11 protein-coding genes and 3 pseudogenes are annotated in these 22,626 nt (G+C 66.2%); 10 read left to right on the top strand and 4 right to left on the bottom strand.

Annotated features, from left to right (window positions below):
* Positions 1–107: 107 nt before the first annotated feature.
* From ACFU5O_RS36335 to ACFU5O_RS36300, 8 genes and pseudogenes are all read left to right on the top strand, one after another.
* On the top strand, positions 108–614 hold the full coding sequence (locus ACFU5O_RS36335) for an ATP-binding protein (RefSeq protein ID WP_384247029.1): 507 nt from the start codon (positions 108–110) through the stop codon (positions 612–614).
* An 805-nt stretch (positions 615–1,419) separates the two neighbouring features.
* Complete coding sequence (gene tgmA, locus ACFU5O_RS36330) at positions 1,420–1,692, top strand: putative ATP-grasp-modified RiPP (protein ID WP_384247027.1); 273 nt, start codon at positions 1,420–1,422, stop codon at positions 1,690–1,692.
* A pseudogene (gene tgmB / locus ACFU5O_RS36325) lies at positions 1,689–2,636 on the top strand (ATP-grasp ribosomal peptide maturase). The gene tgmA and the pseudogene tgmB overlap by 4 nt, the downstream one beginning before the upstream one ends.
* Positions 2,633–3,751, top strand: coding sequence for an ATP-grasp peptide maturase system methyltransferase (tgmC, locus tag ACFU5O_RS36320; RefSeq protein ID WP_384247025.1), 1,119 nt, complete (start codon positions 2,633–2,635; stop codon positions 3,749–3,751). Before tgmB ends, tgmC begins: the two are co-directional and overlap by 4 nt.
* A gap of 73 nt (positions 3,752–3,824) precedes the next feature.
* Positions 3,825–4,448 (top strand): hypothetical protein, encoded by a 624-nt coding sequence (locus ACFU5O_RS36315; protein WP_384247023.1) that lies wholly within the window; start codon positions 3,825–3,827, stop codon positions 4,446–4,448.
* Positions 4,449–5,485: 1,037 nt separating this feature from the next.
* Complete coding sequence (locus ACFU5O_RS36310; protein ID WP_384247021.1) at positions 5,486–9,085, top strand: LamG-like jellyroll fold domain-containing protein; 3,600 nt, start codon at positions 5,486–5,488, stop codon at positions 9,083–9,085.
* Between the two features lie 155 nt (positions 9,086–9,240).
* Positions 9,241–16,335: a polymorphic toxin-type HINT domain-containing protein gene (locus ACFU5O_RS36305; RefSeq protein WP_384247019.1), complete on the top strand. Its 7,095-nt coding sequence runs from the start codon at positions 9,241–9,243 to the stop codon at positions 16,333–16,335.
* Between the two features lie 29 nt (positions 16,336–16,364).
* Positions 16,365–16,988 carry a hypothetical protein gene (locus ACFU5O_RS36300; RefSeq protein WP_384247016.1) on the top strand — a complete coding sequence of 208 codons (624 nt, stop codon included), beginning with the start codon at positions 16,365–16,367 and terminating at the stop codon, positions 16,986–16,988.
* 135 nt (positions 16,989–17,123) lie between these two features.
* Here ACFU5O_RS36300 and ACFU5O_RS36295 read toward each other — a convergent pair.
* The 4 genes and pseudogenes from ACFU5O_RS36295 to ACFU5O_RS36280 all read right to left on the bottom strand — a co-directional run bounded on the left by ACFU5O_RS36295 (position 17,124) and on the right by ACFU5O_RS36280 (position 21,374).
* Positions 17,124–18,388 (bottom strand): annotated as a pseudogene (locus ACFU5O_RS36295) (tyrosine-type recombinase/integrase).
* Positions 18,385–18,570, bottom strand: a complete 186-nt coding sequence (locus ACFU5O_RS36290; RefSeq protein ID WP_101280494.1) for a helix-turn-helix domain-containing protein — start codon at positions 18,568–18,570, stop codon at positions 18,385–18,387. Before ACFU5O_RS36290 ends, ACFU5O_RS36295 begins: the two are co-directional and overlap by 4 nt.
* Positions 18,563–19,909, bottom strand: a complete 1,347-nt coding sequence (locus tag ACFU5O_RS36285; protein ID WP_384247013.1) for a replication initiator — start codon at positions 19,907–19,909, stop codon at positions 18,563–18,565. Before ACFU5O_RS36285 ends, ACFU5O_RS36290 begins: the two co-directional genes overlap by 8 nt.
* A 136-nt stretch (positions 19,910–20,045) precedes the next feature.
* Positions 20,046–21,374, bottom strand: a complete 1,329-nt coding sequence (locus tag ACFU5O_RS36280) for an FtsK/SpoIIIE domain-containing protein (protein ID WP_384247010.1) — start codon at positions 21,372–21,374, stop codon at positions 20,046–20,048.
* A gap of 40 nt (positions 21,375–21,414) precedes the next feature.
* Between ACFU5O_RS36280 and ACFU5O_RS36275 the strand changes: the two are divergent.
* Both ACFU5O_RS36275 and ACFU5O_RS36270 read left to right on the top strand, forming a co-directional pair.
* Positions 21,415–21,627 (top strand): annotated as a pseudogene (locus tag ACFU5O_RS36275) (HNH endonuclease signature motif containing protein); the annotation flags it as partial.
* 26 nt (positions 21,628–21,653) lie between these two features.
* Positions 21,654–21,869 carry a bacteriocin immunity protein gene (locus ACFU5O_RS36270; protein ID WP_384247008.1) on the top strand — a complete coding sequence of 72 codons (216 nt, stop codon included), beginning with the start codon at positions 21,654–21,656 and terminating at the stop codon, positions 21,867–21,869.
* Positions 21,870–22,626 lie beyond the last annotated feature (757 nt).

Here is a 22,626-nt window from a genome sequence, read left to right as displayed (position 1 = left end):
CGGTAGTTGAGCCACCGCAAGCCGTGACAGGCAAGTGGGTGAATCGCATCTCAGTGCGACGCCTGCGCCCTGCCATTTCGCCGCACTGGACGCCCCGGAGGTCTGGCATGACACCACCTGCGTTCGCCACGCAGAGGGAAAACATCCGTACAGTCCTCGACCTGTCCATCGAGCGAAAGCCTGGCCCCGAAGCTGAGGGCCTATCCAAAGCGGATGCCGCATGGCCCTGCCGGCTCCGGCGCATCGTCCGGACAGGGCTTACCTTCTGGGGCTTCCCTGACGTCATCGAGGCCGCGGAGCTGCTGCTGACGGAGCTCGCGACCAACGCACTGCGCCACGGTCGCGGCCACGACATCGGCGTGCGCGTCTACTTCGTCAGCGACAGCTGCGTGATCGAAGTGGCAGACGGCACCCCCGTCCGGCCCGAGCGGCGCCGCGCCGGCCCCGACGACGAGAGCGGCCGAGGCCTCCTCCTCGTCGAGTCCCTGGCCGACTCCTGGGGCGTCAGCTCCGACGGAACTACGACCTGGTGCGCCCTCCCACTGAGCAAGGACCGACTGAGATGCAACCAGCCGCGGCCGCACACCCGCTCTACGGAGGAACGTCGTGGATAGGTCGATAGCGCCGTACCTGATCCTGTGGACAGGAGAGAGCACTCCGCCCGAGCACGAGATGGTCACTCCGGTCGGCGTCGCGTACGCCGCCACGTGCACGACGCGCTCCAACGCGACCTGGACGGCGTGCTGTGGGAGCTGTGCGGAGATTCCGCGACCGATCGCCCCGCGTACGCCGCCCAATGCCAGAAGACGGCCAGGAAGGGCTCCTCTGCGCGGTGGGCAAGAAGCCGGCCGACCGTGACGACCACGGGATGCTGTGGGGTTGTCCCGCTCCCCGAGAATGCAGCGGGACCGTGCTGGGATGGGGTGCGCACCGCCATCCCGCCCACCCACGTGCAACGAGTGCGCGAAGCGGGCACCGCTCCTGTGCCCGAGGCTGTGCGACGGGCATGTCGAGCTCCGCGTCCGCGAAGCCGAACAGATCGGCGTCCGTGGAACTCTTTACCCCCGCCCCGGCGAGCGGGGAGAGCATGCCAGCGAGGCTCTGGTCGTCTACGACAGCCCAAACCTGCCGTACGTCGTCGCCAGCCAGGTCGTCCGACAGCTGCGCCGCACCACAGTGGTCGCCTTCGCAACAGCCATCCCCTAGACCCCTGTTCGGTCGCCTGGTTGCTGTCGGGGCCGGCCATCGAGCAGGCACAGCCCCGCCCGCATGACAACGGCAGTCGACGCGGACGGGGGCGGCGCTGGAGCCATGCCTGCGTTAGCCCCAGCGTTGCCAGCCACACCCTTTGACCCGCCGACCAGGCGGGTTCGACCACTGCGACAACGAGGAGACGCAATGTTCGTCCACTCTGACCGTTTGCCCACCAACACTGCGATCCCGCAGGGAACTATCACCCCGGCCCCGTGGGGCGTGAGCCGAATGGCCCCGTACCCGACGATGGCCCCCGGCTACTCGCAGGCCCGGCTCGACCCCACCACCCAGACCGCCGTGTTCCTCGACGACGCTGGCCAGGTGATGGAGATGCCCGGCCACGGCACCAGCACCGGCACCCAGCCGTCCACGGGCACCAGCCCTGACGGCAACGGCTCCACCCAGGACAGCGACACGGGCAGCGACAACGACCAGTGAGTGACACACGTCCGGTGTTGGTCGTCACCAGCCTGAACGACCCCACCGCCGACGTGGTGATTCGTGAGCTGCACGACCGGGATGTCCCGGTCGTGCGGCTCGACTCGGGGGACTTCCCCGTATCACTGTAGGTGGAGGCCGAGATCACCCACGACGGGTTACAGGGCAAACTCCATACTCCGTCCCGTACCTCCGATCTGGTCGGCGTTCGCGCCCTGTACTACCGGCGCCCGAGCGGCTTCGCCTTCCCGTACCTGAGCGAGCAGGACGCGCGGTTTGCGATCACTCAGGCTCGGTACGGGCTCGGCGGAGTGCTGGCGTCGCTGCCCGGCTGCCTCTACGTGAACCACCCGCATCGCATCGGGGACGCGGAGTTCAAGCCCTCCGGGCTCACCGCAGCCGTGGACGCCGGTTTCCTGGTGCCGCCCACCCTGATCACGTCCAGCCCCGACGCGGCCAAAGCCTTCGTGAAACGGCACGGCCCGGTCGTCTACAAGCCCCTGCACAACCCCGTATACCTGGTCGACGGTGTCTCAAACGTTGTCAAGATCGCCGAGGTGGCCCCAGACGACATCGACGACAGCGTGGCCGGCACGGCGCACCTGTTCCAGCAGCGCGTTCCGAAAACGGCCGACGTTCGCGTGACCGCCATCGGCTCCAACGTGTTCTGCGTCCGGATCGACTCCGACCTCCTGGACTGGCGCACCGACTACAGCCGCCTGACCTACACCCCCGTCGCGCCCCCGCCCGGAGTCGAGCAGGCACTCCGCCGCTACCTGGATCACTTCGGGCTCGTCTTCGGCGCATTCGACTTCTGCATCGGCGACGACGGGCGATGGTGGTTCCTGGAGTGCAACCCGTCCGGCCAGTGGTACTGGCTGGAGCCCGAGACCGGTCTGCCCATGTGCGCAGCCCTGGCCAACCTGTTGGAGAGGAAACCGTGACCAACCAAGCCCAGCTCCACGAGGAGCTCCTCGACGCACTGACGGCCGGCGGGAGTCTCCGCACGGACCCGTGGAAGAGGGCTGCCGCCGCGGTGCCCCGGCACGCATTCCTTCGAGGCGGGTTCTTCCGCCACACGACCGTCGAGGGGTTCTCAGCCTGGGAGCCGGTCCTGGAAGGGGAAGACGGCTGGCTCGAGGCCTGCTACCGGGATGAGTCGCTGGTGACCCAGATCGCAGGCACCATCGTGCCGTCCGACGTCCGCGGCCAGATCACGCGTGAGCCGACGAGCTCGAGCACCCTTCCCTCTCTCGTCCTGCGAATGCTGGAAGACCTCCAAGTCGCCGCGGGGATGCGCGTGCTGGAGATCGGCACCGGCACCGGCTACTCCACCGCAGTGCTGAGCACACGACTCGGCGAGCAGAACGTCACCTCGGTCGAGTACGACGAAGGCGTCGCCGCCCGGGCCCGCACCGCCCTCGCCCAGCTCGGCGTCTACCCCACACTCGTCAATGGCGACGGCCTGCTCGGCCACGCGGACGGCGGCCCCTACGACAGGATCATCGCCACCTGCGGCGTGAAGACCGTGCCCGTGGCCTGGATCGAGCAGACCCAGCGCGGCGGCATGATCCTGGCAACCATCGGTGGCTGGCTCGGCGCCTCCGAGCTTGCCCGGTTGACCGTGCGCGACGACGGCACCGCATCCGGCCCGCTCCTGAGCGGCCAGGTCAGCTTCATGCTTGCCCGCCCCCACACCCCGCCCCCGCTGGGCCTGCTCCCCGACCTGAGCGAAGGCAAGGAACGCGAGACCATCATCGGGGCCGACGTCCTCGACGACTGGACATCCCGCTTCATCATCCAATTCGCCGTACCGGACGCCCAGCGCCTCACGCTCAACCGGCACGGGCACACCGAGCACGTCCTCATCGATGTCGCATCCGGCTCGTGGGCCGCCCTCTACGAGGACCGCGGCCGTTGGATCGCGCGGCAGGACGGCCCTCATCCCGTATGGGACGCCGCCGAGGAACAGCTCGGACGCTGGCACGCCGCCGGAACACCCGCCGTCGAGGAGTTCTCCATCACCGTTACCCCCGAGGGCCAGACCCTCAGCTGGTGACCCAAGACCTGCCGGCTCGTCTCTTCACGCCCACGTCGGTGATGTCATCGTCACCCGTCTCAACCGGCGCCGCATGACCCTGCGCGGCGGGCGGGACTTCGTGAAGAACGGCGACACCTGGACCATCCAGAAGATCCTTGCGTCTGGGGACGCGATCGTGAAGAACACCGGGCACCATGGCCGCATCCGGCTGCCCGCCCACTACCTCGCCAGCCAGTGCGAGCTCGGCTACGCCTCCACCATCCACCGCGCCCAGGGCATGACCGTGGACACCTCCCACGCCCTGGCCTCGCCGCGCTCGGACCGCGAAGGTGTCTACGTCCAGCTCACCCGCGGCAAGCGCACCAACCGCCTCTACGTCGCCATCGACGACGGCGACCGCCTGGACGACGTCCTCACCGCCATCGCCGCCCGCCGCCGCACGCAGCTGTCGGCGACCGAGTCCATCACCGCACTGCACAAAGAGCTCAGCGCCCCCGGGCAACTGGCGGCCGCGTTCGCCGACGTCGCCGAACGCGCCACCACCGCCCGCCTCACCGGCGTCCTGGAACACACCCTCGGCCTCGAACGTGCAGCTGCTTTCCTGGCCGCCGACGCCTACCGAGCCCTGATGAGGGCCCTTGGCGACGCGGAACGCGCCCCCGTGTACTGGCCGTGTCCGTCACGGTCGGCCGGGTTGTACTTGGTGACGCAATAGACGTAGGGCAGCACATCCCTATCTTCCCTTACGGGCCTGAAGCGCCCCGAGAAACCATGGGAGTTGAGACACAGGTCCAGGAACGACCCTTGTCCCACTCCACCGGGGTGCTTCATGCGACGGTCCGCCATGGGGGGTCGCTGCGTCACCGGGCGGGAGGAGCATCCAGCCCCGCCCGTTGCCGGGGAAGCGTCGTTGAACGCCCTCAACTGCCCTGTTGGGCTACTGAGCACCGCGGTTCCTCCCTCCTTCGCCGCTGCTGCCGCTCGTACCGCGCGTGCCTTTCCCCGTGGGCCAAGGCGTACGGGCGGCCCGTCCCTTTCGGATCCCTGAATCCATGAAGGCAGGCAGTCGGTGGCCCAGACGCAGGTCCGCGCACTTCCCGGCACCCTCCCCGCTTCCGGACCGGACCTGCCGGAACCACCCGCAGCAAGAACCCCGCCGTCGTTCCGCGCTGTCCTTTCGTATCGATATTGCTCCCGGCTCCTGTTCGCTTCGGTGGCCGGACGCGTCGTCGCGGGTGCACGGCCGGTACGAATGCCGCTTGGCTTCCACGTTGAGCCGGTGCTGTCGCGGATGACGGTGCGCCGGGTCTGTCGGCAACGGCCTGGTGAATCACCAGCAGCACGAGGTGCATGAGCCTTCTACGGCAGATCAATCCGAGTCAAGTCTTGGCTTTCTCATGCCAATCCACGACCAGCTGACCCCGTGACAGCGAGGGACTGTGTCGCGACCGTGCTCAGGTACTGGCGGGACGAACGCAGGTGCCCGTTCAGCGATCCGCTTCATGCGCGGCGTCCGGGTCTGTAGGCGAAGCCGGGGCGCTGCAGCCGTCAGCATGGCAGGAGCCCGCCACCCTTGACGGATTCGAACACACAGTTCATATTTGACCAGCTTGTGTAAAGATCATGTAAGTCAGGGGTGGGGTTGTGAAAACTCGGGGGTGGCGTCGCGTGCGTCGCAGATCCGGTGTGGTGTTGGCGGCGGCTGTGGTTGCTTCGGTGCTTCCCCCACTAACCGGGCAGGCTTCAGCTCAAGTGCCTGCCGGACCGGCCGGCTCGATGCAGGCGGCATCCGCGCTGGCGGCAGAGTCCGGTGAGTCGGTTGAAGTGGTCGGTGAGCGCACCGAGTACACGCAGACGATGGCGAATCCGGACGGCACCTACACGCTGACGCAGTCGACGAGTCCGCAGCGGGCCCGGGGCGAGGACGGTGCGTGGCGGAGCATCGATGCGACGCTGGAGCGTCGGTCTGATGGCTCGATCGGTCCGAAGTCCACCGTGGTGGACCTGTCGTTCTCCGGTGGGGGTCCGGGTAAGGACTTGATCCGTCTGGCGTCTCCGAAGGGTGCGATCGAGCTGGGCTGGCCGGACAAGCTCCCGGAGCCGAAGATCGAGGGGGCGACGGCCACCTATCCGGAGGTGTATGAGGGGGTGGATCTGCAGCTGACCGCGACGGCGGAGGGTTTTCGCGAGATCCTGGTGGTCAAGTCCGCCGAAGCGGCGGCTAATCCGGCGCTGAACAAGATCAGTCTGTCGGCGGCCGGCGAGGGCCTGGACATCGTGCCCGGTGCTGGCGGTGGCCTGCGTGCTCTGGACGGCGACGGCAACGCGGTCTTCTCGGGGCCTGCGGGAATGATGTGGGACTCTGCCGGCGACGTCGGATCTCAGCCCGAGCCTCAGCTGATGCGCACCGCCTCTGACGACTTCGTGGAGCCGGCCGAGGGCGGCCAGGACCCGGCGCAGCCCGACGCGGGTGACGCGACTGCGGTCCTGCCGGTGCAGGTCGGCGACGGTTCGGTGAGCGTGGCCCCCGACCAGGAGCTCCTGCGCGGTGAGGACACGGTCTTTCCCGTCTATATCGACCCTCCGATCGGTACCGGTGCCTCGGAGAAGTCGGTGATCTCCTCGGACGGCGACCGGTGGTGGAATTTCGACGGCGACTATGGAGTTGGCCGTTGTTTCCGGGTGGGCCCGTGGTATTGCGACGCGGACCACACGAATCGGATGCTGTTTGAGTTCGCCCCAACCAAGATCGCCGGGATGCATGTGCTCGATGCGACGTTCCGCGCGTATGAGACGTGGTCGTTCTCGTGCAGTCCGCATGAGATCGAGCTGGTGCGTACGAACAACATGTCGGAGGCGACTCGTTGGCCCGGCCCGGTCGAGCTGGACCACATGGGCGACCGGAGCGTTTCCGCAGGTCGCGGCGACAACTGTTCCCCGGAACAGCCGGACAAGTGGATCGAGTTCCACGACAACCCGGCCGAGACGAGCGAGAATCTCACCGCCACGGTCAAGAACTTTGCCGACGGCAAGTTCTCTCGCCTGACTCTGATGCTGAAGGCACAGGACGAGAGCAATCCGGATGCGTGGAAGCGGTTCGAGGACAACGCCGAGCTCCAGGTCATCTACGTTCCCAAGCCCTACCTGCCGAACAACGTCGGCGTCATCCCCGGCTTTAGCAAGCAGCAGTACTGTGCCAAGGACGTGGCTTCTGCGACGACGGTCACGCGGACGGATCCCACGATCCAGGGCATGGTGCAGACCCAGCAGCAGCCCCAGGGCAATGAGTTCCGAGGCTCTCTGCGCGCGCTGTTCAATACCCAGTACCGCAAAAGTGACGGCACCTGGGCTGACGCCTTCACCGTCAATGAGCCGAAAACAGGATCGGATCCGGACGACACGCTCGAGAAGTTCCGGATCGACGGTGTAGCGCACGGTGCGACCTACCGGTTCAACGTGCTGACCGAGTCGTACTGGACCTGGGACGGCAAGAACGGGAAGCTGTCCTCGGGCCGCTCTGCCTGGTGCTACTTCAAGGTCGACACCACCGCTCCGAAGGCCCCGGTCATTACAGCCAACCTGGTGAACGGCAAGGGCTACACCGAGTGCACAGCGGATCTGTGCGAGGGGCATGGCGGCCCGGGCGTGCCGGGCAGCTTCACTTTCAAGCCGAACCCGGCAGACTCGGACGTCGTCGGCTACCGGTGGAGGCTGCTGACCACTGCGCCGGCCGGAGCGAAGGAAGTCACTGGTACCACGGTGACTGTCCCGGATATCAAGCCGTCGCTGACCGGTACCCAGGTGCTGACCGTGGAAGCTACCGACCTCCTGGGCAACCGGGAGCGGTACGGCACGCCTGCCGAGTTCGTCTTCAAGGTCGCGCAGGGAACCCGGGAGACCAGCCGCTGGAGTTTCGCGGAGAACACCGGCACCACGGCGAAGGACACTGGCGTCGAAGGCACCACCCGGCACCATGCCACGCTGTACCAGCCGCAGCCGAACACCGTGACGTGGTCCCGCTTGGGCCGTCGCGGTGAGGGCGACACCTCGCTCGCGCTGAACGCAACTATCACCGACCCCACAAAGCAGGTCGGCTACGCGGCCACGAGCGCTCCGGCGGTCAACACCAAGGACTCCTTCACCGTCTCAGCCTGGGTCTACCTGACCGACACCACTGCCAACCAAGCGGTTGTGTCTGCGGCGGGGGAGAAAGACTCTGCATTCACATTGCTCTACTCGCCGACGAAGAAGACGTGGGTCTTCAAGCGGGGATCGAAAGACGCGGAGGATGCGGTAGACATCGTGACCGTCGCGGATCAGCCCGCAACTGCGCAGGTATGGACGCACGTGGCTGGCCTATTCGACACGAAGGGCGACACCGACGCGACCAACGACACCCTCGAGCTGTTCGTCAACGGGCGTCCTCAAGGGCAGGTCGTGGCAAGCAGCCAGTCCACCAGCTACACCGCTTGGACCTCGTCCAACGGCTTGCAGTTCGGCCGGACGAAGACCAAGGGCGACCCGTTCGGCCAGTACTACCGTGGCAACGTCGATGAAGTCGCCATTTGGCAGCGCGACCTGAACCCGAGTGAGCTTCGCACCGAAGCCGAGACAATCAGGCCCGATGACGGCAACGCGTCAGTGCCTTTGATCGCTCACTGGGATGCCACCGGTTCTTCAGGCACGGAACTCACCAACCAATCGGACTATCCGGTCGGACCTCTGAAGCTCTCGACGTCGGGTGCGTCGTTCACCGACGGGGAGCTAGTGCTGAACGGCACGGCTGGCTACGCATGGATGACTGGACCGGTCATTGATGAGACTGCTTCGTTCACCGTCTCCGCCAAGGTGTCATTGAACAAGGCGAAGCTCGACGCCAAGCCCGCCGGATATCGTGCTCAGATCTTCGGGCAGGCCACCCCGGTCGCAGGCGAGTCGTCTTGGGCACTGTGGGTGGAGAAGACCGCCGCAGGTGGCTACCTGTGGAAGTTCGGCCGGACGGCGACCGACGGCACCGGCAAGGTCATCGGCAGCGGGCAGGTTGCGTCCGAGAACGCCGCGGACATGGGCACGCCGGTTCAGGTCACTGGTGTGTTCAATGCAGGCAAGTCCGCTGATGATGGTGAGACTTTTGGCACCACGAGTCTCTTCGTGAACCAGGAACCTATGCTTCCGGACGCCGATTACTCCTTCAGCGAGCTCATGCAGGGAAGCGGTGCACTTGCGGTCGGCCGGGGCTCCGCCGCTGGCACCACGGGGCACTACTTGCCCGGAAGCCTGCAGAGCTTGCGCGTATGGGCAGGCGCCATGAACGACGGCCAAGTAGCGGAAAAGGTCGTCGGAGTCCCGTAAGGCGGTACTCCTTCCCAATCACAACCTGGGGGCGGTCGCATCGTGCCCGCCCCAGGCGGGGGACTGGAATCGCATGCCCCTCAGTTCGTGTAGCCCCATGCCCCCAGACCTGACATTGCCAGCTGCCATCGCGCGGCCAGATAGAACGGACATGCATGAAACCGCTCACGGCGCCTTCCATCAGGGGGAGCCAGAATCACAGACGCACCCGCACGTGGCCCATACGGCACGTAGCCGCGGTTGTTGGCTTCAGTCTGATCCCGGGCTTGCTGACACCGGTGGCCTTTGCCGCGACCGTTGATCCGCTGGGCAGGCCCGACCTGAAGGCGCCGAAACCGCAGAAGGTGTCCCGATTCGAGGGAAAGCTCGACAGGAAGACTGCTGCGCTGCTGAAGAAGGCCTCCGCGGCTGCGCGCGCCGACGTGGCCCGTGCAAAGGCGGACCAGGGCAGGAGGGTGTCCTGGCCGACGGCGGGTACAGCGACGATCGATGTCCCGTCGACCGGCGCCGCCAAGGCGTCCCCGGGCTCTCTCCCGGTCACGCTGGCTGCACCGAAGCCCGCCAAGAACGGTGACCGCGTAAAGACTGCGGACAGCGTCAAGGTCAATGTGCTGGACCAGAAGCAGGCGGCGGCTCTGGGTGTGAAGGGCATCGTCGTCGCCGTCACGGGTCCCGCGACCGGTGGTGCTGCCGAACTGGCGCTCGGCTACAGCAAGTTCGTGTCAGCCTATGGCGGTGACTGGGCCGGGCGTCTGCAGGTTCTTCGCCTGCCGGACTGTGCGCTCAAGGACCCGGCGAGCGCGAAGTGCCGCAAGCGTACGCCCATCGCGTTCACCAACCACCGCAAGAGCAACCGGCTCGACGCGCAGCTGACCTTCAAGACCGTTCCCACGGCCCCTGCGAGCCGTGCGGCGAAGTCGGCTGCCGCACCGGCTGCGGGCCAGACGATGGTGCTCGCGGTGGCCGCCGGAGCGAAGTCCGCCTCCGGAGACTACAAGGCCACTCCGCTGGCGTCCTCCTCGACATGGGAGGCGGGCGGTTCCTCGGGCTCGTTCACCTGGTCGTATCCGCTGCGTGTTCCTCCGTCGGCTGTGGGCCCGAAGCCGAGTCTCACGATTTCCTACGACTCGGGCAGCGTGGACGGCCGTACGGCCAACACAAACAACCAGGGCAGTACCGTCGGCGAGGGCTTCGACCTCACCTCCTCGTACGTCGAGCGCAAGTACGGCTCCTGCGACGACGACGGGCAGACCGACAAGTTCGACCTGTGCTGGAAGTACGAGAACGCCTCGCTCGTTCTGAACGGCAAGGCCACCGAGCTGGTCAAGGACGACACCAGCGGCAAGTGGCGGCTGAAGAACGACGACGCCTCCACCGTCATCCATTCCACCGGCGCCGCCAACGGTGACGACGACGGTGAGCACTGGACCGTCATCACCGGTGACGGTACGAAGTACGTCTTCGGCCTCAACAAGCTCGACGGCGCCTCAGCGACCGACCGCACCGAGTCGGTGTGGACCGTCCCCGTTTTCGGTGACGATGCCGGCGAGCCCGGCTACGCGGACGGCACCAGCTTTGCCACCCGGGACAAGCAGCAGGCCTGGCGCTGGAACCTCGACTACGTCGAGGACACCCACGGCAACGCCATGACCTACTGGTACACCGCCGAGGAGAACAACTACGACAAGCTCGGCGACGACGACACCGGTACCCCCTACACCCGTGGCGGACGTCTGAAGGAAATCCGCTACGGTCAGCGAGTCGGCGCATTGTTCACCGGCAGCCCTGCCGCCTCGAACAAGGTCGTTTTCGCCTATGAGGAACGCTGCATCCAGTCCGGCACCGGTTGTAGCAACCTCGACCCGGACACCCGCGACAACTGGCCCGACGTACCGCTCGACGCCATCTGCCAGAACGACGCCAAGTGCACCGGCAACGTAGGCCCCACCTTCTTCACCCGCAAACGGATGACGGCCGCCACCACGTACGCGTGGGATGCGGCTGCCGCCACTCCAGGCTTCATCCCGGTGGATCAGTGGGCGCTCAAGCAGGCCTACCTGAAACCAGGCGACACCGGTGACTCCTCCGACAAGTCCCTGTGGCTGGAGCAAATCCGTCATACCGGCATGCGCGGCACGCCGATCACGCTCGACCCGGTGACGTTTACTCACGAGTTTCGGCTCAACCGCGTCGACAGCAATGATGACGACATCCTGCCGCTGTACAAGCCCCGCCTGCGCACGATCACGTCGGAGACAGGCGCTGCGACGATCGTCAACTACATGCAGGCCGACTGCCTTGCAGGCCAGACGCCCAAGGCCGATCAGAACACCCGCCGCTGCTACCCCGTGTACTGGTCGCCGAACGGTGAGAAGGACCCGATCCTCGACTGGTTCCACAAGTACCCCGTCGAGCAGGTCTCCACGAGTGACCCCAACGGGGGCGGTCTGACCGTCCGCCACACGTACACGTACTCCGGTGGCGGTGCCTGGCACTACAACGAGGACCCGCTGGTCAAGGAGAAGGAACGCACCTGGTCGATCTGGCGTGGCTTCGAGAAGGTCACCCACCTGACCGGCACGGCCGACAGGACCCAGTCCAAGACCGTCAGCGTCTATATGCGCGGTATGAACGGCGACCGAGTTCTCGGCACCGGCGGCAAGCTCCCCGACCCTGACGCACGCAGGACCGCCACTGTCACCGGCATCAAGGCCCCGGCGATCACCGACTCGGACCAGTACGCCGGCTTCACCCGCGAAACCGTCACCTACAACGGCGCCAGCGGCCCCGAGGTCGGCGGCACCGTCAACGACCCGTGGTCAAAGCGCACGGCCACTCAGCACAAGTCGTATGCCGACACTGAGGCCTACTACATACGCACCGGCGCCACCCACGGCCGCGCCAGCATCACCACCAACCTGCCGGCTCGTGACCGGGTCCGCTCCACGGTGACGACCTACGACAGTTATGGCATGGCCACGACTGTCGAGGACAAGGGCGACGACGACGTCACCGGCGACGAGAAGTGCACCCGCAACACCTACGCCCGTAACGACGCGCTCGGGATCAACTCCCTGGTCTCCCGCACCCGGGTAACGGCCAGGCCGTGCGCCACACTGAACGCGGACCTGAACCTCCCGACCGGTTCGACGACTCCCGGCGATGTCATCTCCGACACCGCGACCGCGTACGACTCCAAGACGTACACCACCACGCAGACCCCCACCAAGGGCGAAGCTCAGTGGACGGGCCGCGCCAAGTCCTATGCCGCCGACGGCACTCCGTCCTGGCAGCGAATCGCGTCCACCGACTACGACTCACTCGGGCGCCCGCTGGTTGTCAAGGACACCAACAACGCCACGATTGCCACGACCACCTATACTCCGGCTGCAACCGGCCCGATCACTGGCACCACGGTCGCCAACGCCCTGGGACACACGACCACGACCCTGCATGACTTTGCCACCGGCGCCGCCGTCAAGGTCACCGATCCCAACGGCAAGATCGCTGAAAGCGCGTACGACAGCCTCGGCCGCGTCACCGAGGCATGGCTGCCCAACCGATCCAAGTCTCTGGGAAAGACCCCCAATTACGTCTACGACTACCACGTCACCGCCTCCGATCTGCCGTGGGTGTCCACCGGTACGCTCAAGGGCGACGGCAGCGGCTACAACACCACCTACGCGATCTACGACAGCCTCCTTCGGCCGAGGCAGACTCAGACACCGTCACCGGCAGGCGGCCGGCTGATCGCACTGACCTGGTACGACGAGCGTGGGCTCGCGACCTCCGCCCACTCCGACATCTGGGACGTCAACAACGCCCCGAACGGGGAGTTGGTGGAAGTCGACGGCGGCCAGGCCCCCATGCAGGTGGACACCACCTACGACGGTGCCGGACGCGCGATCAAGAGCGAGACGAAGGTCAAGAACGTCTCCCGTTGGACCATCGACACCACCTACACCGGTGACACAGTCACCACCACAGCCCCGGCCGGCGGCCAGGCCACCGCGGTTGTCAGCAACGCCCTGGGCCAGACAACCCAGCGGCGCGAGTACGGCGGCACTCAGCCGATCGGCGACGACTACACGTCCACAAGCTTCACCTACTTCCCCGCGGGGCAGCAGGAGACGGTCACGGGCCCCGATCAGGCCAAGTGGACGTACAAGTACGACCTCTTCGGCCGTCAGACCGAAGCGACCGACCCGGACAAGGGCGCGTCGAAGACCACGTATGACGCGCTCGACCAGGTCATCACCACCACCGATTCTCGCAACAAGATCCTCACGGCCGAGTACGACATCCTCGGTCGCAAGACAGGCCTATGGGACACGAGCACCACCGCCAAAGCGGACGCCAACAAGCTAGCGGCCTGGACCTTTGACTCGCTCGCCAAGGGCCAGCAGGACACCGCAGTCCGCTACGAGAACGGCATCGGCCAGCCCACGAGCAAGACCTACACCCAAAAGGTCACCAGCTACGACGCGCTCTACCAGGCAACAGGGACGTCGCTGACGCTGCCGGACAACGACCCCCTCGTCGCCGCCGGGGTGCCCAAGACGCTCGCCACCACGGGCTTCTACAACCTGGACGGCACGCCCAAGCAGAACAGCAGTCCCGCTGTCGCCGGCCTGCCCTCCGAGACCATCGGATACACCTACGGCGCACTGGGTCAGCTGGTCTCGTCCCAGGGCACGACCGGATACGTCCAAGCTGCGATGTATTCGCCGCTTGGTGATCTGCGCCAGCTCAACCTCGGCGTCAGCGCCGTCGCCAAGAAGACGTACCTCAACTACGAATACGAGGACGGCACCAAGCGGCTGACCAAGTCCTACGTCACGGACGACGTCCACGGCTACATGCCACAGGAACTGAAGTTCTCCCAGGACGACGCAGGCAACGTCACCTCCATCTTCGACGCCACCACCCAGGGCGGCACCACCAAGCCCGACTACCAGTGCTACACCTACGACGGCCACCGCCGTCTCACCGAGGCCTGGACCCCGAAGACCTCGGACTGCGCGGCATCCGGGCGCACGATGTCCAACATCGACGGTGCGGCACCGTACTGGACCAGTTACACCTACACCGCGGCCGGCCAGCGCAAGACCGAGACCGAGCACACGGCCTCGGGCAACAAGACGACCGACTACACCTACGGCACCCCAACGAACCAGCCTCACCCGCTGACCAAGACCACCGGCGCCAAAGCCGCCACCTACGTCTACGACAAGGCCGGCAACACCACCACCCGTCCCGGCAGCCAGGCCCAGCAGACCCTGACCTGGAACGCCGAAGGCGAACTCGTCAGCACGAAGGAGCCGGCCGCAGGCGGCAAGCCCGCGCTCGACACCAACTACCTGTACGACGCGTCAGGTGAACTCCTCATCCGACGCCCCACCACCGGTGACGGGGACACGATCCTCTACCTCGGCGGCACGGAGGTCCGCCTCACCACCAAGGGCACGGCCAAGACCCTTTCCGGCACCCGCTACTACACCGCGGAAGGCCAGACCATCGCCGTCCGCACCGCCACGGCCGGCACGACGGGAACCAAGCTCAACTTCCTCGCAGCCGACCACCACGGCACCTCCAGCATCGCCCTGGACGCCACCACCATGGCGGTAACCAAGCGCTACACCACCCCCTTCGGCGCCCCCCGCGGCACCGCCGCCACGTCATGGCCGGACGACAAGGGATTCCTCGGCAAGCCAGCCGATACGACAACAGGTCTCACCCATATCGGAGCCCGCGAATACGACCCTACGATAGGTCAATTCGTCAGCGTCGACCCCCTGCTGTCCCTTGACCAGCACCAGTCACTTAACGGCTACAGTTACGCCAACCAGCACCCCGCCACATCGTCCGACCCCACTGGCCTGCGTGAGACCTGCGGATTTACCGTCTCTTGCGGCAATGGGCCAGGCCCGGCGAAAGTCGTCGACGAGCCTAACGACCCCGACAGTGGCAAGGGCGGTACCGGCGGTACCCACGCCGGCGGCGGGAATGGCGGCAATGGCGGCGGGAACGGCGGTGGTGGCAACGGCGGCGGCAATGGCGGCGGGGATCCCGGGGGTGGCTGGTGGTCGAACTTCGGCAGCGGCTTCGTGGACGCCGGCAAGAATCTGGTCACCGGCATACGCGACCAGGTAGTCACCGAGTCCAGCAATGCCTGGAACTGCGTCACACTTAACGGCACGTGTGATGAGTACGCTTGGGACAAAGCTACCCAGATAACAGGCGTCCAGGCCGCACAGGGCACCGTCGCTGGAGTCAGCGAGGTCTACAACGACTTCGCCAACGGCCGATCAGCGCAGGGGGCAGCCAAGATCGCCTTCAATGCTGCCGTTGCAGTGATAGCGCGCCGTGTCGGGAAGACCCTCCCCACCAAAAAGATCCCCACTGAGTGCCACAGCTTCTTGCCAGGGACCGGTGTGCTCCTGGCGGATGGCACACGGAAAGCCATCGAGGATGTGGAGATCGGTGACGTCGTACTGACAACAGACGCCGAGACAGGTGAGACCGTAGAGAAAAAGGTCGTCTCGACCATCACAACCGAGGACGACAAAGATTTCACGGAAGTCACCATACTCGCCGAAGGTCAACTATCGAGCATCGTCGCCACCGACACGCACCCCTTTTGGGTTCCGGAGCTCAAAAGGTGGATCAAGGCCGGAGATCTGCAAGTCGGCCAGTGGCTTCGTACGAGCGCGGGCACTCACGTCCAGATCACCGCAGTCAGCCACTACACGAAGCGCCAGCGAACTCACGACCTCACCATCGATGACGTCCACGCGTACTATGTGCTGGCGGGGGCCACGCCGGTCCTGGTTCACAACTGCGGTGGTGGAGTAGCGCCAAATGGCCAGCCTTGCGCATGCAACGGTTCCACCAACCCGTCCAACCTGGATCTCATACAGGCCATCGCAACGCGAGCTGAAGCTAAGGTCGGTGGAAGTGGGGCAGTCGCTGGAACCAAGAAGCATGCGTACGCCGATAAACTGCTGACCCGCTACCAGGGGATCTACGGCTCACGTGGCCTGGTTACGGAGCAGAGCTATCTGAATGGGGCTGTCGTGCCACATGGGACTGCGGGAAGTGCCCGCCCAGACGTCTATGATCCGGCAGCGGGGATCATCTACGACTATAAGTTCCTCATGAATCCAGGCCGGGGAATCGGTCAGCGGCAGGCCAATCTGAACGCCAACCACGTTCCGGGAGCGTGGCTCACGATCGAGGTGAATCCGTGACAAAGTCGGGTCCCGCTACGGCACGGCGCGTGACGTCGGACTGGGCCTCAGCGTTCCCTGAGTTTGACGCCTGGCGTCCGATGCATCTGCTGCGGCGGATTGGGCCGGTCCTACAGGGCATTTGCCTTGACCGCTCGACCTCTGGAGACGGGTACACCCCGACCGCGCACGTGCATGCGCTGACCCGGGAGTTTCCAGTGATCTCCCTAACCTTGGGCCACCGCCTGGAGCGCTCCTCGGGGCAGCCGGAAACTGTGCTCTTCTCTCGTCACGAAGATGAGTTCCAGGATGCGGTCAGCGCGCTGAACGAGCAGTGCCGGCTTTCCCTCAGTGAGCCGCCTTCGCTAGATGAGATCGTGAGGGAATATCACTCAGTCTGTTCGACTCGCCAGGAGAAGGGACTTCCTCCGGCTGTACTGGAGATAGAGGACAGTATCCTCATTGCTGCGGCAGCTGGCAGAGGCGCCCTGGTTGAAGCTGGCATCGCACTCGCCGAGGATCTTGCTGCCAGATGGCCAAAGGCTAGGCTTCCTCTCGACTGGGTCTCTGCGGACGCATGGCTTGAGGGTCTAGCGGCCAAGGCGGGTAATCCTGAAGCTTTGGAAGCCATCGTCAGCGGTCAGGTGCGCAAGCATAAACTCGACAAGCTATGAGTAATCCATCGCTGGATCTGATTACAGATGATCTAGCTTTGCGATACTGAACTCTCCTGTAGAACGAAGATGCCCTTTCCTCGGTGTACTGAGGAAAGGGCATCTTCGGGTTTGACGGCAACGGTGACGGCAACGTCAGCGGACGACCCCTGCGGCGGGTGGGTCGTCAGGGTCGTCGTGGGCGCCGAGGGCGTTGCCGAGGGTGTCGATGGCTTGGCGTTGCAGGCGGAGTCGGACGTGGGCGTAGACGCCGGCGGTGACGCCGATGTGGGCGTGGCCGAGGAGCTCCTTAATGACGACGAGGTCGACGCCTTGTTCCAGGAGCAGGGTGGCGGTCGAGTGTCGTAGGTCGTGGAAGCGGATGCGTCGGAGTCCGGCCCGGTGGAGGAAGCTGCGGAAGCGGCGGGTGAGGTTGGCGGGGTCGAGGGGGCGGCCAGTGGGCGTGGTGAAGACGAGGCCACTGTCTGTCCAGTCCGGCCCTGCGGTCGTGCGCTCCCTGTCGTGCTGCTGCTTGTGCTCCTTGAGGGAGTGGATGCATTCGGTAGGGAGTGCGATGCGGCGTTCGGATGCCCGGGTCTTGGTGGGCAGGTGGGTGAGGCCGCCGGTTCGGGTGCGCTGGAGTGAGCGCCGGATGCTGGCCGTTCCGGCGTTGAGGTCGAGGTCTTCCCAGTGGAGGCCGAGGAGTTCGCCTTTGCGGAGGCCGGTGCGCAGCGCGAGTTCGTACAGCGCGTGGAGCCGGTCGGCGCGGGCCGCGTCGAGGAACTGACGGGCCTCTACTGCGGTGAGCGGACGGAACCGCCTGGGCCGAGGCGCTGCAGTCTTGACGTTCCGGGCGACATTGCGGGGCAGCTCGTCTTCGCGGACCGCGTGTTCCAGTGCCGACTTGAGGACCGAGTGCACGTAGGTCACGGTCAAAGCGGACAACTGCTTCTGGCAGCACTGGCCGACGGCGCAGCACCTCTTCCGTTCGGTGTCCAGGCCCTGGGCGCAGCACTGGCAGGTGGTGCGGAGCCGGTCGAGGAAGGTGCGCACTTCCTTGGCCGTGAGGCGAGCGACCTTCTTGGTGCCGAGTCCGGGGATGAGGTGGAGGCGGACGCAGGCGGCGTATCGGGTGAGAGTGTTCTCCCGAAGTCGGTGGACGGCGAGCTGCCGAGCCAGTAGGTGAGGTAGTCGCCGAGGGTGCTGTCTGCGGTGGCGACAGGCAGGCCGCGGTTGCTGTCGGCGATCTTTTCGGCGATTCTGTCGGCGGCTTCTCTCCGCGTGGTGCCGTAGACGCGGACGCGTTTGCTGGTGCCGTTGGCGGCGAGGACGTAGCCGGCGGCTTCCCAGCGGCCGTCCTTGCGCTGGTAGATGGTGCCTTCGCCGTTGGCGCGGGCCTTCTTGCGCTTGGGGGCGGTCATCGGGCTGCCTCTTCCAGGTGGCGCTGGACGTAGTCGTCCAGGGCGTGGGCGGGGATGCGGCGGGCGCGGCCGATGGTCAGGGAGGCCAGGCGGCGGGTGCGCAGGAGGTCGTAGAGGGCGGAGCGGCCGATCTTGAGGCGGGCCATGGCTTCGGGGACGGTGAGGAGTTCGTCGTCACGCACCGGCTGCCACTGCCTCTGCTCGTGTAGGGCCGCCGTTGATGAGGGTGGCGAGGCGTTCGAGGTCGGGGGTCAGGCCGGTGCCGTCGTAGGCCCAGTGGGCGAGGACGAGGGTGGTCGGTGAGGGTGGAGGGGTGTGGCGGCGGTGCCAGGCGGCGCGGGCGGCTCGGAGGGCGCCGAGGGTGGTGGAGTAGGCGCGGGTCTTGGTGGAGAAGTGGCCGCGGAAGCCGAGCATGTGGGCCCACTTGCGCAGGTTCAGGTGCTTGAGGTCGTCGCGGGCGCCGAGGGACCAGGCGGTGCGGATCATGCGGGCGGCGTGCTCGGGTATGGACTCGAACCAGAGGTCGGTGATCCTCTTCAGCCGGTGGTCGAGCGTGCCGGTCGCGGCTTCGGTGCCCTTGGTGGCGTACTTGGCGACGTATCCGGCGACCTTGCCCTCGGTGATCGTGGTCCCGCCCTGGAAGGCGGTGGACCGGATGATCCTGGTGTCGATCTCCTTGCCGAAGGTGAAAGAGCGGGTGCGGCCGTTGATCTTCGGACCGTCGATGTCGGCGCGGGTGGCCGCGATCCGGACGGCATCAGCCAGCAGCTCCGGGGTGGCCCAGGCGGGTGGTGGGCTGTAGCTGCCTGCGGGGCCGTCGAGGCGGATCACGGCGTGGAAGTGGATCAGTCCGCGCTGTTGGTACTCGGCGACCTTGGCGTAGGAGACCCGGGCGACCCTGGAGAGCAGGCGCTGGGGGACGCCGGCTGCGGCGGCGATGGTGCGGCGCAGGTGGAGCATGAAGCGGGCCCACAGGGCCGGGACGTGGGCGTTCCACAGCACGGCGCCGGAGTAGTCGTAGCGCTCGGGGTCGAGCGGGGTGCCGAGGCGCGGGTCGCCCTTGGCGTGGGTGCGTCCGCAGCGGCAGCGGGCGGAGCCGTTGACCTGTCGCCCGTGGACGGGGCCGTACGAGGGCGCGGTGAGGGTGGCGAAGACGCGGGGGTGGGTGGCGACCTGTTCGGGGATGTTCTTGCCGCCGCGCAGGCCGGCGGCGATGAGCTGGTAGGTGTCCTGGCGGTAGAGCTCGGCGCAGGAGGGGCAGCGGGTGGTGCGGCGGTTGCCGTAGCGGACCAGGAGGTGCCCGGCGGGCAGTTCCTTGGACTTCAGTTCGCGCAGGTTCTCGCCGGTAAAGGCGTCGATCTCGGTGCGCTGGCCTTCAAGCCGGATCGGCTGGGAGCAGCCACCCAGGGAGGACAGTTGCCGTACCAGGCCGAGCAGGTTCCGGTAGCCGGTGAACGTGGGCAACGCGGCCGTGGCCGGTTCGGGGCGGGGGATTGTGGCGGTCGGGTCGTGCGGTGGCATGCTGGCGAGACCTCTCTGCACTGCGGCACACGCGTGCCGTGGACGGGTATGGGAGGGAGGCCCCGGCATGGGCGAGGGTTTGGCGACTACACGCCCTTGCCGGGGATCACTGCGAAGCGGGACCAGGAGGCGGCGGTCACGCGGCCTTGTCCAGGTCGACGTGGTCGGGCAGCTCGCGGACCTTCAGCCCTTCGGCACACATCAGGTCGTTGATCTGCCAGCAGGCTTCGGTGGGCAGGTAGACCGAGCGCAGCCGGACGGGGGTGCGCATGTCGCCGACGGAAGCGATGGAAACGCCCTGGGGCATGGTGCGGTCGGCGGCGGTGATGTCCAGGTCCCGGCCGTCGGGGAAGAGGTGCAGGAAGTCCTCGACGGTGTCGACGCGATGGCAGATCCGGGCGGACAGATTGGTGCGCACGGCGGTGGTGAGCACGTCGGCGGAGGGCTTCTGGGTCAGCAGCCACAGCCGGATGCCGAACTTGGCGCCCTGGCTGGCGATGGCCAGCAGCTCGGCCTCGAAGCGTTCGCGGGCCTTGCGGTCCGGGTGCCGGGTGTAGTTCGCCACCTCGTCGATCACCACCAACAGCAGCGGCAGCTCGGGACTGAAGTCGGAGATGCGGTCGGTGCGGCCGGACCAGAACAGCCGCTCCCGGCGCTGCATTTCCTCCCTCACCCAGCGCAGGATCTCGGTCGGCTCGTCGGGGTGCATGGCGTCGGAGACCTTGTGGGCGGTACGCCACCAGGGCGCGACCGCACCGAGGTTGGGATCGATCACGATCAGCCGCACGTCCCGCATCAGCGACGCGTAGGCGAGGAGGGTGTTGACGGTGATCGACTTACCGGAGCGGGTGAGGCCGGCGACGAGGGCGTGGGCGGAGTAGGCCAGGTTGAGAACGATCGGGGTGCCGTCCTCGTCCCAGCCGAGCAGCACGTCATCGGTGGAGACGAACTGACCGGGCCGGCAGACCGGAGAGCCGTCCGGGCCGAGGAGTGGTGAGCGGATCACCGCCTCCAGCGGCTCACGCCGGAAGCCGCGCGCGACGATCACTCCGGGCTTGGGCTGACTGATCCGGATGCGGCGCATTCCCCAGGCGTCGCACAGGCCCTCGCCTGCGTCCTGCCAGGCGCTCAGTCCGACCTGCGGCAGGGCATCGGCGGTGACGGTGACGCCGAAGGCGTCGGCGCGGGCGCGCAGGCGTGGCACCAGCACGCGCGGCTTGGTCGGTTGTTCCTGCGGGCCGTACTGCTGGAGCACGGTCGGGGTGGCGTCCCTGACCGCCAGGCGCAACATCGGGGCCAGCCGCTTCCAGCCCCACCGCATCCGCCGCGCCTGCCGCAGACTGACTCGGGTCTCGGCGTCGGCCCGGTACCAGCGGGTGAAGCAGTACCCGGCCCAGCCCAGCAGCCCGAGCACGCCGAGGCCGACCATGGCCGGGAGCGCGAGTCCGAAGGGGTTGCCGGTCATCAGGCGCCCGCCTTGGCGGTGAGCTACCCCATCCCTCGCTTCGCAGTTTTCGAAACAGAATCAGTCAAATATGCGGCAAGGTAATGCGCCGATAGTGGCGAAGACGCAAAGTGTGGGGAAGAATAATCGATACGTGCTTCATCATGTGAAGCCAGTTCAACATGGTGGTGGAGTCTATGACCTGGACAATTTGATGGTTGTGACTCCCAGGTATCATGCAGAAGTGCTGGACCCCACGTATCATTCGAGGTAAGTGATCCATCTGCTGGTGAGGTTTTCATGGCTGGTGCGACGCGCGACGAGCTTATTCGTCTGGTCGAGAGAATCATGGAATTCGAGGGTACCGAAGAGGAGCAGGATGCCCTAATTGATAAGCTCGAGCAAAGTGTGGCTCACCCCAGAGTCGCGGACCTGATCTTCCATCCTGAGGGCGATGAGCCCACAGCCGAACAAGTAGTTGATCTCGCACTGGCTTACCGGCCTATTGAGCTGTAATGCAAGGGTCGAGTCGGTAATCGATATGTTCCGTTATGGCGCCTGGTATACGTGCCGCGGGGTATAGTGTCGATATGGCAGGAATGGCCCCTCCTTTAGGTGGGGTCATTCCTGCATCTAAAAGGTCGCGCTCATGGTTGCCCCCCTGTTTGTGTTCACAACCTCAGATGCCGTTCGCTGGTGACCGTGCGGATCTGGTCGACGGCCCAGGTCGGCGAACGGCCATACTTCCGGGCGTGCCGATTTTCACGCCCACAGCCAGATCTTCTTCTTCGTGAGCGGATCGCGCCCCACGTAGACGCTGGCTTGGTAGCCGGATCCGTTGCGCCGGATACGGCCTCGCTGAGTGGCTTGGGTTCCTTGCAGGACCGCGAAGAACATAACGGGGGGCGTGGTCGCCCTCGGACAGTTTGCTGGCCTCCTTGGAGTTTGCGGCACCCTGGTCCAGGCTTGGGGAACAGCCATTGCTGTGACGTATGGGCGAGTGGCTGCGCCTGGTCCTGTACGCCCCTGACCGGTGCTCTCGCCCACGATCACCTTCTGGTCGGCACGATCGCCGCCTGTCTCCAGCGCCAGGACCTCGACCGCGCCGCCTGGAGGCTGGCGGCTTTGTCCGGCAGGTTGGATGCGGTGGTGTGTTAGGCCAGGAGTCCTTGTCTAAGCTCAATACCGGTAACTTAGGGGCGAGTCGGTCGTTGTTGTTGATGTGCCGAGAGCGGGTCAGCTGAAGTCATCTGGTGAGCGTCTATCGGACCGG

This window comes from Streptomyces sp. NPDC057445, from assembly GCF_042802855.1.
GTDB lineage: Bacteria > Actinomycetota > Actinomycetes > Streptomycetales > Streptomycetaceae > Streptomyces.
Note: the sequence above shows the minus strand (reverse complement) of the source record. Positions and strands in the feature narration are given on the sequence as shown.